Origin of the sequence: Mycobacterium sp. BK086 (genome assembly GCA_004362315.1) — a bacterium.
Lineage (GTDB): Bacteria > Actinomycetota > Actinomycetes > Mycobacteriales > Mycobacteriaceae > Mycobacterium.
In genome coordinates, this window is the sequence record SNWL01000006.1 from 438,805 (window position 1) to 450,867 (window position 12,063).

At 67.5% G+C, this 12,063-nt stretch carries 11 protein-coding genes; 6 read left to right on the forward strand and 5 right to left on the reverse strand.

Going from position 1 to position 12,063, the window contains the following annotated elements; all coding sequences use genetic code 11:
* Nucleotides 1-71 precede the first annotated feature (71 nt).
* The 3 genes from EV580_RS22805 to EV580_RS22815 are packed head-to-tail and all read left to right on the forward strand — an operon-like array spanning nucleotide 72 to nucleotide 3,940.
* A complete protein-coding gene (locus tag EV580_RS22805; RefSeq protein WP_133693857.1) occupies nucleotides 72-3,008 on the forward strand; it encodes an MMPL family transporter in 2,937 nt (978 codons plus the stop codon).
* A 23-nt stretch (nucleotides 3,009-3,031) separates the two neighbouring features.
* Nucleotides 3,032-3,499 carry an XRE family transcriptional regulator gene (locus EV580_RS22810; RefSeq protein WP_166654860.1) on the forward strand — a complete coding sequence of 156 codons (468 nt, stop codon included), beginning with the start codon at nucleotides 3,032-3,034 and terminating at the stop codon, nucleotides 3,497-3,499.
* Between the two features lie 21 nt (nucleotides 3,500-3,520).
* A complete protein-coding gene (locus EV580_RS22815) occupies nucleotides 3,521-3,940 on the forward strand; it encodes a CoA-binding protein (protein WP_133694145.1) in 420 nt (139 codons plus the stop codon).
* On the opposite strand, the gene EV580_RS22820 is transcribed toward EV580_RS22815, so the two are convergent.
* Together EV580_RS22820 and EV580_RS22825 are read right to left on the reverse strand one after the other, a co-directional pair.
* Nucleotides 3,927-4,616, reverse strand: coding sequence for a hypothetical protein (locus EV580_RS22820; protein ID WP_133693861.1), 690 nt, complete (start codon nucleotides 4,614-4,616; stop codon nucleotides 3,927-3,929). The two genes, EV580_RS22815 and EV580_RS22820, sit on opposite strands and share 14 nt — an antisense overlap.
* Nucleotides 4,613-5,215 carry an Rv1363c family protein gene (locus EV580_RS22825; RefSeq protein ID WP_133693863.1) on the reverse strand — a complete coding sequence of 201 codons (603 nt, stop codon included), beginning with the start codon at nucleotides 5,213-5,215 and terminating at the stop codon, nucleotides 4,613-4,615. The genes EV580_RS22820 and EV580_RS22825 overlap by 4 nt, the downstream gene beginning before the upstream one ends.
* Nucleotides 5,216-5,281: 66 nt before the next feature.
* Here EV580_RS22825 and EV580_RS22830 point away from each other — a divergent pair, with 66 nt between their 5' ends.
* Nucleotides 5,282-7,258, forward strand: a complete 1,977-nt coding sequence (locus EV580_RS22830; protein WP_133693864.1) for a M13 family metallopeptidase — start codon at nucleotides 5,282-5,284, stop codon at nucleotides 7,256-7,258.
* Nucleotides 7,258-7,773 carry a nitroreductase family protein gene (locus tag EV580_RS22835; RefSeq protein ID WP_133693866.1) on the forward strand — a complete coding sequence of 172 codons (516 nt, stop codon included), beginning with the start codon at nucleotides 7,258-7,260 and terminating at the stop codon, nucleotides 7,771-7,773. The genes EV580_RS22830 and EV580_RS22835 overlap by 1 nt, the downstream gene beginning before the upstream one ends.
* Before the next feature lies 1 nt (nucleotide 7,774).
* On the opposite strand, the gene EV580_RS22840 is transcribed toward EV580_RS22835, so the two are convergent.
* Nucleotides 7,775-8,116 carry an ArsR/SmtB family transcription factor gene (locus tag EV580_RS22840; RefSeq protein WP_255496731.1) on the reverse strand — a complete coding sequence of 114 codons (342 nt, stop codon included), beginning with the start codon at nucleotides 8,114-8,116 and terminating at the stop codon, nucleotides 7,775-7,777.
* A gap of 97 nt (nucleotides 8,117-8,213) precedes the next feature.
* Between EV580_RS22840 and EV580_RS22845 the strand changes: the two genes are divergently transcribed.
* Nucleotides 8,214-9,431 (forward strand): MFS transporter, encoded by a 1,218-nt coding sequence (locus EV580_RS22845; protein WP_133693869.1) that lies wholly within the window; start codon nucleotides 8,214-8,216, stop codon nucleotides 9,429-9,431.
* Here the strand turns inward: EV580_RS22845 and EV580_RS22850 are convergent.
* Both EV580_RS22850 and EV580_RS22855 read right to left on the reverse strand, forming a co-directional pair.
* Nucleotides 9,394-10,854, reverse strand: a complete 1,461-nt coding sequence (locus EV580_RS22850) for an alpha/beta hydrolase (RefSeq protein WP_183504279.1) — start codon at nucleotides 10,852-10,854, stop codon at nucleotides 9,394-9,396. The genes EV580_RS22845 and EV580_RS22850 overlap by 38 nt on opposite strands.
* 46 nt (nucleotides 10,855-10,900) lie before the next feature.
* A complete protein-coding gene (locus EV580_RS22855) occupies nucleotides 10,901-11,971 on the reverse strand; it encodes a L,D-transpeptidase (protein WP_133693870.1) in 1,071 nt (356 codons plus the stop codon).
* Nucleotides 11,972-12,063: the final 92 nt, after the last annotated feature.

The following is a 12,063-nucleotide window of genomic DNA, read 5'->3' on the forward strand; positions in this document are numbered from 1 at the left end:
ACAGCTATCTGCGGTACGCTCGCAGCCAAGTAACCCGGGGAGAATGCGGGGAGATCGACATCCAGCAGTTCATGATGCGCCTCAGCAGCAACCTGCGCAGATTCCGCTGGCTGGTTTTCACATGCTGGTTGCTGGCCCTGGTGCCGGCCGTATATCTGGCCCTCACCGAGTCCAACCACCTGACCGGTGGCGGCTTCGACGTGGCCGGCTCACAGTCGCTGCATGTGCAGTATCAACTCGAGGACCACTACCCCGAGCAGGGCGCCTCCCCGCTGGCCCTGGTCGCCGCTCCGCGTGCCGACGCCAGCTACGACGATATGAACGCCGCCGTCGCCAAGTTGGAAGAGATAGCAAAAGGCACCCCCAGCGTCGTGGTGGTTCCCAACCCCGCCCAGCCCGCACCTGCCCCGGACAAGCCCTATGTGGTCTCGCTACGGCTGGACTTCCACAACACCGGCGCCGTCGACGTCGCGCGCCAATTGCGCCAGAAGATCGGTGTCGACGGTGACCAGCCCGGGCAGATCCGGGACGGCCGGGTGCGGCTGTACGTGATCGGCCAGGGTGCACTCGGTGCCGCGGCCCAGACGACGACCAAACACGACATCGCCGAGGCCGAGCGCTGGAACCTTCCGATCGTCCTGATTGTCTTGCTCGCGGTGTTCGGATCCCTGGCCGCCGCCGCCGTCCCGCTGGCACTCGGACTGTGCACGGTCGTGGTGACGATGGGCGTGGTCTATCTGTTGTCCACCGTCACCACGATGTCGGTGTTCGTCACGTCCACGGTGTCGATGTTCGGTATCGCCTTGGCCGTCGACTATTCGCTGTTCATCCTGATGCGTTTCCGCGAGGAACTGCGCGCCGGGCGCGATCCCAAACAGGCGGCCGACGCGGCCATGGCCACCTCGGGTCTGGCGGTGCTGCTGTCTGGCCTGACCGTGATCGCCTCACTCACCGGCATCTACCTGATCAACACACCCGTGCTGCGCTCGATGGCCACCGGCGCGATCCTGGCGGTCGCGATCGCCGTGCTGACGTCGGTCACGCTCATCCCGGCCGTGCTGGCCACGTTCGGCCGGTCGGTGGCCAAGCGTTCCTCGATGCTGCAATGGTCCCGGCGTGCGGAGGCGACCCAGTCGCGGTTCTGGACCCGCTGGGTCCACGAGGTCATGCGCCGGCCCTGGTTGTCGGCATTGGCGGCGACATTGGTCCTGTTGCTGATGGCCGCACCGGCGTTCTCGATGGTGCTGGGCAACAGCATGCAGCGACAGTTCAAGTCGTCCCACGAGATCCGCGGCGGCGTCGCGGCCGCCGCCGAAGCGTTGGGCCCCGGCGCATTGGGCCCGGTGCGCGTGCTCGTCACGTTCCCGAAGGGCGGCGCATCCGATCCCGCGAACGCCCCCGCGCTCGAAGCCATCGGCACCGAGATGGCCAAGGCGCCTGACGTCGTCTCGGTCTCCAAACCGGCATTCGCCGACAACAACGGCAGCGCCCTGCTCTCCGCCGTGCTGTCGGTGGACCCCGAGGACCTCGGTGCGCGCAATTCCATCGACTGGATGCGGGCGCATCTGCATGCGCTGCCGGCGGCGTCCGGCACCCAGATCGACGTCGGCGGCCCCACCGCGCTGATCAAGGACTTCGACGACCGGGTCGGCCACACCCAGCCCCTGGTGTTCGTATTCGTCGCGGCGATCGCGTTCGTGATGCTGCTGATCTCCGTGCGGTCGGTGTTCCTGGCGTTCAAGGGCGTGCTGATGACGGTGCTGTCCGTCGCGGCCGCCTACGGCAGCCTGGTGATGGTCTTCCAATGGGGCTGGCTGGAAGGGCTCGGCTTCGAGAAGATCACGTCGATCGACAGCACGATTCCGCCGCTGGTCCTGGCGATGACGTTCGGCCTGTCGATGGACTACGAGATCTTCCTGCTGACCCGGATCCGGGAGCGCTATCTACAAGCCGGTGACACCCGCGACGCCGTCGCCTATGGCGTGTCCACCAGCGCCCGCACGATCACCAGCGCCGCGCTGATCATGATCGCGGTGTTCACCGGGTTCGCGTTCGCCGGCATGCCGCTGGTGGCCGAGCTGGGCGTGGCGTGCGCGGTGGCAATCGCCGTGGACGCCACCATCGTTCGGCTGGTCCTGGTGCCGGCGCTGATGGCCATGTTCGACCAGTGGAACTGGTGGCTGCCGGCCTGGTTGGCCCGCATCCTGCCGTCGGTGGACTTCGAGAAGCCGCTGCCGAAGGTGGACCTCGGCGACCTCGTGGTCATCCCCGACGACATCTCCTCGCTCGTGCCGCCGAGCGCGGATCTGAAGATGGTGGTCAAGGGCGCGGCCCGGCTGAAGAACCTGGCGCCCGACGCCGTCAGCGTCGCCGACCCCCTGGCGTTCACCGGCTGCAGCGAACTGGCGGGCAAGGTCAAGGGCAGCGACGACGCCCGGGCGCTGCCGATGCGCGTCGGTGCGGGCAGCACCGCGACGGTCAAGCTGATTCGGGGCTACCGCAGCGCCAGGATGGCCGCACCCCGGCCGGTGCACCCGGTCACCATGTGGCGCGGGCGGCTCGCCATCGCGCTGGATGCCCTGGAAACCGGGGCCGATCTGGCGCACCCGTCGGTCGAGCGGCTGAGCCCGGTGGAGACCACGAATGTCCAGCTGCCGACCGGCGACCGGCTGCAGATCCCGACCTGCGCCGAGACGCTGCGGATGCAGGCCTACCTGATCATGTGCCGCAACAGCCGGTCGGACTTCGCGGAGTTCGCCGACCTGGTCGGTGTGATGGATACCGAGGCCGCAGCGGTGGTACTCGGTGGCATGGACCGGTATTACTGTTCTGGACAATCTAAGCGACAATGGGTGACAACCCAGTTGGTGCGGCGGCTCGCCGATCCCAACCCGTCCGACGTCGACGACGACGTCCGGTGGGCGGGACCGGAAGGGGCAGCCGAATGGGAGCGGATCAGGCAGCGTTGCCTTTCGGTGGCGGTGGCGATCCTGGAGGAGGCGAGGTGACGGTGGCTGCGGATCGCGATGCCATGCCCGCGCCGGCCACGCAGTCCTTCGCCGACAGCCGACCCGTCGAGTTCTGGCCGACGGCCTCGATCCGGGACGCGCTGGAAACCGGTGACGTCACCGTCTGGCAGCGGATCGTCGTGGCGATCAAGCGTGATCCCTACGGCCGCACCGCCCGCCAGGTCGAGGAAGTGCTGGAGCACTCGCAGCCCTACGGCATCTCCAAGGCGCTGTCGGAGGTTCTGGTCCGGTCGCGCGCACACCTGGAAGCCAACGAACGCGCCGAGGCGGCCCGCCATGTGCGGTTGCTGCTCGACCGGTCCGGGCTTGCCGTGCAGGAGTTCGCCTCCCGTATCGGCGTCGCCCAGCCGGATCTGGCCGCCTACCTCGAGGGGACGGTCAGCCCGCCGGCGTCACTGATGATCCGGATGCGCCGGTTGTCGGACCGCTTCGCCAAGATGCGCGCCCAGCGCGCGTCCGGCGGAGAGTAGCCCGTGGCGGTGCCCTTCTCGATGGGCCAGGATTCGGCTGAGCTGCAACAGATTCTGCGTGACACCCGCACGGTCGCGGTGGTCGGCGTTTCGGACAATCCGGCCCGGCCCAGCAACGAGGTGTACCAATACCTGGCCAGGAACAGTGATTTCGAGCTGTACCCGGTGAACCCGAACGTCTCCGAAATCGACGGAAAGCCCGTCTACCCGTCACTGGCCGCGTTGCCCGTCGTGCCGGACATGGTCGACGTCTTCCGCCGCTACGACGATCTGCCCGCGGTTCTGGCCGAGACCCTCGCGTTGAACCCGCGCCCCAAATACCTCTGGCTGCAACAGGGTCTGTGGCACGACGAGGTCGGCGAACAGGCTGCGGCCGCGGGTCTGCGTGTGGTGATGGACCGGTGTCTGAAAGTCGACTACGCCCGGCTCATCGGGCGTTGATCGGCGCGATGTCGAGGACGACCCACCGATCGTCCTGCTTGGCCAGCCCCACCCGCAGCGCCAGCACGGCGGTGCTCGGCTGCTGACCGGGCTGGCTCTGGGTTCCTCGCATCACCACGGCCACACTGGCCGCTGAGGGGCCGAGCGCCTCCAGGCCCGCGGAGATGGTCTGGGCCGAGGCGGAGATGTTCTTCTTCGCCAAATCCGAAGTGGCCTTGCCGAACTCACCCTTGAACGCGTCTGCCCGCTCGGGCGCCATGAACGATGCGGCCCGGTCGATCGACGACAGCGGGTCGGCGGGGCTGAAGGTGGCGGTGGCCTCGGAGACAGCGGTGGCGATGCGCACCACGTCCGCGGAGTCGCGGGTGAAGTCCTCGTCGGGCTGCGTCCACTGCAGATAGCCGACGACGACCGCGGCCACCACTGCCACGCTGGCCAGCCCGACAACCGCGAGGCGCAGCCCGGGGCCGTCGTCGTCGGTGCCGACGGTCACCGAATCACGGCGGTACAGAACGAAATTGACGACGATGCCCTGGACGATGAGCAGGCATAGCACCGAACACAACGACACCCACCACAACGGCCACTCGAGGACGACGCCGATCGCCAGCAGTGCGGCGATCGCCGCGAGCGGCGCGGCGACGTCGAAGGCCAGCACCCGGGCCAGATTCCTCATCGCAGCGACTCCAGCCGCGAGATCATCAGCTTGCCGTTCACCTCGGAGACGCCAAGGCGCAGATTCCAGCGCACGGTGGCCGGCTTGTCGCCGGCGTTCTCGCTGACCGACGTTGCGACGACCAGGACGTTGTCGGTGCGCTGGGCCAGTTCCGGCGGCAACGCGGCTGCCGGTTGCGGACGCTGCCCCGGCTGCACGTCGAGGTCGTGGTGGACCAATTCGAAGGACACCGAGTCGATCTGTCCGGTGGTGCGGGCCTTCAACGTCCGGACGACCTCGCGGTAGGGCGTGATCGCGGCTTCGAAATCAGAGTTGAGCTGCCCGACGGTGCCGTCGTGCAGCTTCTGCAGGCTGGCGTCGACGTTGTCGACGTTCATGTTGATCAGCACACCGGTCCAGTCCGCGGCCGCGGCCATCACCCGGGTCTGGTAGGCGCGCTCATCGGTGGCGTCGCGGTGTCCCGTCCAGATCAACGTGCCCAGCACGATCGCGGCCACCGACACCAGCCCGAGCACCGCCGAGGCGACGCCGTACGCGGAGAACACCCGCTTGGGCGCCTCGTCCGCGTCAGACTGCACCGTCTTTTCGGGCTCAGGCATGAAGCGAGGCTACCGGGCCGCTCACGGGCCAGACGCCGCGGTCTGACCTCTGGTAAGGATGGTTGGGTGACGGTAGAAGCACTGCGCTCGGGTATCGACCTCTCCCACGTCGAGGCCGAGGTTCGCCCGCAAGATGACCTGTTCGGCCACGTCAACGGACGTTGGCTGACCGAATACACCATCCCCGGGGACCGGGCCACCGACGGCGCGTTTCGCACGCTGTACGACCGGGCCGAAGAGCAGGTTCGGGAGCTGATCACCCAGGCCAGCGGTGCGCCGGGAACCGACGAGCAGCGCATCGGCGACCTGTACGCCAGCTTCCTGGCCGAGGACGTCGTCGAGCGCCGCGGCGTGCAACCCCTGCTCGACGAGCTGGCGACCATCGATGCCGCGGCCGACCCGGTCGCGCTGGCGGCGGTGATCGGGGCCCTGCAACGCACCGGCGTGGGCGGCGGTGTCGGGCTCTATATCGACACCGACTCGAAGAACTCCTCGCGCTATCTGCTGCATGCGTCACAGTCGGGGCTGGGCCTGCCCGACGAGTCGTACTACCGAGACGAGCAGCACGCCGCGATCCTGGGCGCCTACCCCGCGCACATTGCCGCGATGTTCGCCCTGGTGCTGGGCGGCACGGCCGACGACCACGCCGATCGGGCAGCCCGGATCGTGGCTCTGGAGGCCAAATTGGCTGCCGCGCACTGGGATGTCGTCAAGCGCCGCGATGCCGACCTGACCTACAACCTGCGCGCGTTCGCCGATCTCACGGACGAGGCGCCCGGCTTCGACTGGGCGGGCTGGATCGCCGCACAGGGCACGACACCGGAGGTTGTCGCGGAACTGGTTGTGCGCCAGCCCGATTACCTGACGGCGTTCGCCGAGCTGTGGTCGAGCCACGACTTCGCCGACTGGCAGGATTGGGCACGCTGGCGGCTGATCCACGGCCGCGCCGCCGTGTTGACCGACGCCCTGGTGGCCGAGGACTTCGCCTTCTACGGCCGCACCTTGTCGGGCACCGAGCAAATCCGCGACCGCTGGAAGCGGGCGGTGTCACTGGTGGAAAGCCTGATGGGCGACGCGGTCGGCCGGATGTATGTCGAACAACACTTCCCGCCGGATGCCAAGGCCCGCATGGACGTTCTCGTCGACAACCTGCGCGAGGCCTACCGGGTCAGCATCAACGACCTGGAGTGGATGACGCCGGCCACTCGCCAACGCGCGCTGGCCAAGCTGGACAAGTTCACCGCCAAGATCGGCTATCCCGCCAAGTGGCGCGACTACTCGACGCTGGTGATCGATCGAGACGATCTGTACGGCAATGTTATTCGCGGTAACGAGGTCGCACATGACCGCGAGCTGGCCAAGCTGGGCGGGCCGGTCGACCGCGACGAGTGGTTCATGACGCCGCAGACGGTCAACGCCTATTACAACCCCGGCATGAACGAGATCGTCTTCCCCGCCGCGATCCTACAACCGCCGTTCTTCGACGCCGAGGCCGACGACGCGGCCAATTACGGCGGTATCGGCGCAGTGATCGGTCACGAGATCGGTCACGGATTCGACGACCAGGGCGCCAAATACGACGGTGACGGCAACCTGGTCGACTGGTGGACCGACGAGGATCGCGCCGAGTTCGGGGTACGCACCAAGGCGCTCATCGAGCAGTACGAGACGTTCGTTCCGCGCGGGCTCGAGTCGTCCCACCACGTCAACGGAGCCTTCACGGTCGGCGAGAACATCGGCGACCTTGGCGGGCTGTCCATCGCGCTGCTCGCTTATGAGCTGTCATTGGACGGCAAGGAGGCCCCGGTGATCGACGGACTGACCGGTCAGCAGCGCGTGTTCTTCGGCTGGGCTCAGGTGTGGCGCACGAAATCGCGTGAGGCCGAGGCCATTCGACGTTTGGCCACCGATCCGCACTCGCCGCCGGAGTTCCGCTGCAACGGCGTGATCCGCAACATGGACGCGTTCTACGACGCGTTCGAGGTCAGCACCGATGACGAGCTGTACCTGGAACCCGAACATCGCGTGCGGATCTGGAGCTGATGGACGCCTGGGACGCCATCCGGGCGCGGCGCAACGTTCGCAGCTACACGGCGACGTCGATCCCCGAGGCTGACATCGACCAGATCCTCGAGGCCGGCTGGCGGGCCCCGTCGGCGCGCAACAACCAGCACTGGGACTTCGTGATCGTCACCGATCACGCTCAGCTGCAAGAGCTTTCGACTGTGTGGGTGGGCGCAGGGCATATCGCTGGGGCACAGGCCGCGATCGCCCTGGTGATTCCCGAGCCGCCCGACGAGCGTACGAAGCTCCTCGACCAGTACGACCTGGGCCAGGCCACCATGGCGATGGCGATCGCGGCCACCGACCTGGGTGTGGGCACCGGCCACTCGGCAATCGGCGACCAGGACAAGGCTCGCGCGATTCTCGGCGTCCCCGACGGCTATCTCGTCGCGTATCTGCTGGGCCTCGGCTACCCAGCAGACCGTCCGCTCGCTCCGATTCACAAGCCGAGTCGGCGCCCCTTCACCGAGGTGGTGCACCGCGGAAGCTGGTAGGTCAGCGGGCGGCGGCTTCGCGGTTGGCGCCGTCGACCACCGATGCCAGTAGCCCCGGCAGCGCCGCGTCGAGCTCGTCGGCGCGCAGCCGCTGATGAGTGAGCCCGCCGAGCACCAACCGCTCGGTCACCCCGGCCTCGCGCAGAATCTTGAAGTGATGCGTGGCAGTGGATTTGTTGATGCCGTCGTAGAGCGCGCTGCATTGCAGCGGCGCCTGCGCGTTGCGTAGCCGCCGGACCATTTCCAGGCGCACTGGATCCTGCAGCGCGGCCAGCACCAGGTGCAGGGCCGCGACCGGGTGGGAGGGATAGCTCTCCGGCGGGAATGGCGCTGGCTCAGCCATGGTTGTGTCCTCCATCACCACCTGCGAAGTTTGATCGTTATCAAACCAAGCGTACGCTCAAGCAAGTTCGATAGCTGTCAAACATACGGGAGTCGTCATGGCCTGCGTTGACGAGCCACACGCGAGTCACGTCACCGGTCAGCGCTGGGCGTACCCGCTGCTTCTCGTGCTCAGCGGCGTCGCGCTAGGGGTCTCGGGCCTGCCCGCGCCGCTCTACGGCATCTACGAGTCGAACTGGCATCTCACCCCGCTGGCCACCACCATCGTTTTCGCGGTGTACGCCTTCGCCGCACTGGCGGCGGTCCTGGTGTCCGGCCGGATCTCCGACGTCGTCGGCCGTAAGCCCGTCCTGCTCGGCGCGCTGATCGCCCTGATCGCCGGCCTCGGCATCTTCCTGATCGCCGACAGCATCGAGATGCTGCTGCTGGCCCGGACCATTCATGGCGCCGCGGTGGGCTCGATCGTGGTGGCCGCCGCGGCCGCATTGCTGGACCTGCGGCCACACCACGGTGTGCGGTCCGGACAGCTCAGCGGAGTCAGCTTCAACATCGGCATGACCGTCGCGATCGTCGGCTCGTCGGTGCTGGCCCAATACGTCGCCCACCCGCTGCGCACCCCGTATGCGGTCGTCGCCGTGGTGTGCGCCGTCGTCGGCGTCGGTGTGGTGGCGCTACGAGAGACGCATGCCGGGCGTACCGGCGGCCGCATCCGCATCAGTAAGCCGGCTGTGCCGCAACAGATTCGCGACGACTTCTGGTTCGCCGCCCTGGGCGCGATGGCGTCGTGGTCGGTGCTGGGTGTGCTGTTGTCGCTGTATCCGTCACTGGCCGCCGAGCAGACCCACGTGCACAACCTGGTATTCGGTGGCGGCGTGGTCGGGGTGACGGCGTTCTCGGCGGCGATGGCCCAACTGGTTGCCACCCGGGTGCCGGCTCGACGCTCCGCGGTGATCGGCGACATCGGGATGGCCGGCGCGCTGCTGCTGACGATTCCCGTTCTGCACACTCATCACTGGGCGTTGGTGTTCGTCGCGGCCGCCCTGCTGGGCGCGACGTTCGGGCTCGGGTTCGGTGGCTCGCTACGCCACCTGTCCGACGTGGTGCCGGCCGACCGGCGCGGCGAGACGATGTCGGCGTTCTATCTGCTGGCCTATACCGCGATGGCGCTGCCCACGATCGCAGCCGGCTGGGCCGCCACCAAATGGCCACTGGCACAGGTGTTCCCGTGGTTCGCGGCGATCGTCGCGCTGGCCTGCCTTGCCGCGGCAGCGGTGGGTGTCAGGCGTTCGGCGCCGGGGCCGAACCCGGCGTCTTGATCTGAGCTGCCAGCCACGGAAGGGCGTCGGAGAACGACCGCTCGGCGAACTGCCAGGTGTGCCCGCTGATGATCCGGTGCACCGAGCAGCTGATACCCACCTTCTGTGCGGTCGCGCACAGGTCGTCGGCCGCACCGGCCTCGTCGGAGTCGCGGACGTCGTCGTGGCCGCCGAAGCCCGCGGGCGCGTCGGACGTCGGCCGGTGCCCACCGCCGTAGGGCGATGCGGCGTTGGCGGGTTTGACGGTGTCCTCGAACCAGCCCGCGACCCCTTGATAGGGACCGTGTTTGAGCATCACGGTCTGCGGGTCGAACTGATCCCATGCCGCCGCGTTCCCGCCGTAGAGGCGGCTGATCGTCTGATCCTTGGTACCAGCGGTCGGCCCGTGGTCACCGGCGATGTCCTCGAACGTGCTGAACAGTTCCGGATGCATCACGGTCAGGTCGATCGCGCAGGTGCCGCCCATCGACCAGCCCACTATCGCCCAGTTGGCGGCCTGGTCGGAAACGCCGAAATGGTCTATGACATAAGGCCGGACGTCTTTGGTCAGATGGTCGGCGGAGTCGCCGCGCGGCCCGTTGACGCATTCGGTGTCGTTGTTGAAACTCCCGCCGGTGTCGACGAACACGAAGATCGGCGCCTGGCCGCCATGGCTCTGGGCGTACCCGTCGATGATGGGCATCGCATTGCCGGTACGCAGCCAGTCAGCGGGCGTGTTGAACTCGCCGGCCACCATCATGATGACGGGCAGCGTCGGCGGGGTGGGGCCGGCGAACCAGGCCGGCGGCAGGTAGACGTACTCGTTGCGATGGTTGAATCCGCTTGCATCAGAGGGAATGTCGACCTCGACCAGTTTGCCCGTGGTCTGCACGGTGTTCCGCAGGCCAGGAAGGTCGGCGGCGTCGATCTCATTCGGCAACGGACCGGCGGTCAGCGCTCCCCACGCGGTCTGCACGCTCGGGTAGTAGCCCACCCATTTGTTCAGTGCGAGCAGCGCCGTCAGCAGCGTCAACGGAATCGCCAGCAGCGCGACACCTCGTCGCCACCAAGGATTTCCGCGCCAGCCCAGTACCGCCACCGCGATGCCCGCGGCGAAAACCCCGATCCAGATCCACAAGTAGAAGGGCGCCGGATCCGATGCCAAGCCTTCGGAGTTGATGTATTCGAATGCGGCCAACGCGCCGAGCACACCGACCACGACGCAGATCGGCAACCACACCAGCCACCAGCGCCGGGTCCTGCGCCAGCCGATCGCGACTAGTAGCGCAACCACCGCGACGATCTCGAGAGTCAACGGCAACCAGCCGCCCAGCAGTGAAACCCCGTGGGCGTACTGGTGCATGTCAGGCGCGGGTAGCTGCGGCAAGGGTGCCGGCGGCGCGGGCGTCGGTGTCGGCGACGTTGATGGCGGCACGAACCCCATTGTGAGGGGCGTTGCTGTGCCTAAGCTTTGAGCTTGCTAAGCCCGGTTAAGCCAGCTGCCATTGCCAGTCGTCGGCGCCGTCCGGGTTGTTGTAGAGCCCCACCGAGTTCTTGATCACGATCGGGTCGCCGCTGCCGAAGTTGTCGTAGAACCACTTCGCATTGTCCGGAGACAGGTTGATGCAGCCGTGGCTGACGTTGCGCTTGCCCTGGTCGGCCACCGACCACGGGGCGCTGTGAACGAAGGCACCGCTGTTGTCGATGCGCACGGCGTATTGGACTTTGAGCTTGTATCCCTCGGGTGAGGTGTTCGGCACGCCGTAGGTGGCCGAGTCCATGATGATGTCCGGGAACTTCTCCAGCACGTAGTAGGTGCCGTTCTTGGTCTCGTGCTTGCCGTCGGGCTTGCCCATCGAGACCGGCATGGTCTTCACCACCGCGCCGTTCTTGGTCACGGTCATCTGATGCGTCTTGTCGTCGACGGTGGCCACCAGGGCGTCACCCACGCGGAAGCTGGACTTCGCGCCACTGGCGTCGATGTTGACGACGGTGCCCTGCGGCCAGAAGGCGTAGGGCCGCCAGCGCACCTGGGTGTCGGTGGTCCAGTAGAACGCACCCGGAACCGGGGGCACCGACGAGATGTGGATCGCCGACTCGGCCATCGGCCGGTTGGCGATCGGACGGGCGAAGTTAATGATGATCGGCTTGGCGACACCGACCATCGCACCGTTGACCGGATTGAATGACGGCGGCGCGAACACCGGGTCGCCGGTGTAGGGCAGCGGGTTCTGGCCCTTGACCGAGCCGGCGGGAGGCGCGGTCTGCTGCGCGGCCAGCGGGTCAGCCGGCGGCGGCGCGAACGGATCAGCCGGCGGAGGCGGCGGGGGTGCGAACGGATCGGGTGCCGGTGCAGGCGGCGGGAACGCGGCCGGGTCGGCGGGCGGCGGCGCGAACGGATCGGGCGGCGGCACCTGGGCCGGCGGCACGTCCACGATCCCGGGATCGGTGGGCGCTTGGTCGGGATCGGCCAGTGCCGATCCGCTGCCGAGACTGATTCCGGCGGCCACTCCGACCACGCATAACGTGGCGGCGATCGCCCCCTTCACCCGCAGCGTCATAACCAAAACTCCCTCGTACCGACGTTGACCCAGTCTCGCATAACACGCTGGGTGCGCCTGAAGAGTTCATTCGCCAGCGAACCTGGCCTCGA

What these genes read in the sequence shown, in the direction of transcription:
- EV580_RS22805 (WP_133693857.1), top strand. Translation starts at nt 72, where the DNA reads ATGATGCGCCTCAGCAGCAACCTGCGCAGATTCCGCTGGCTGGTTTTC.
- EV580_RS22810 (WP_166654860.1), top strand. Translation starts at nt 3,032, where the DNA reads ATGCCCGCGCCGGCCACGCAGTCCTTCGCCGACAGCCGACCCGTCGAG.
- EV580_RS22815 (WP_133694145.1), top strand. Translation starts at nt 3,521, where the DNA reads ATGGGCCAGGATTCGGCTGAGCTGCAACAGATTCTGCGTGACACCCGC.
- EV580_RS22820 (WP_133693861.1), bottom strand. Translation starts at nt 4,616, where the DNA reads ATGAGGAATCTGGCCCGGGTGCTGGCCTTCGACGTCGCCGCGCCGCTC.
- EV580_RS22825 (WP_133693863.1), bottom strand. Translation starts at nt 5,215, where the DNA reads ATGCCTGAGCCCGAAAAGACGGTGCAGTCTGACGCGGACGAGGCGCCC.
- EV580_RS22835 (WP_133693866.1), top strand. Translation starts at nt 7,258, where the DNA reads ATGGACGCCTGGGACGCCATCCGGGCGCGGCGCAACGTTCGCAGCTAC.
- EV580_RS22840 (WP_255496731.1), bottom strand. Translation starts at nt 8,116, where the DNA reads ATGGCTGAGCCAGCGCCATTCCCGCCGGAGAGCTATCCCTCCCACCCG.
- EV580_RS22845 (WP_133693869.1), top strand. Translation starts at nt 8,214, where the DNA reads ATGGCCTGCGTTGACGAGCCACACGCGAGTCACGTCACCGGTCAGCGC.
- EV580_RS22850 (WP_183504279.1), bottom strand. Translation starts at nt 10,854, where the DNA reads ATGGGGTTCGTGCCGCCATCAACGTCGCCGACACCGACGCCCGCGCCG.
- EV580_RS22855 (WP_133693870.1), bottom strand. Translation starts at nt 11,971, where the DNA reads ATGACGCTGCGGGTGAAGGGGGCGATCGCCGCCACGTTATGCGTGGTC.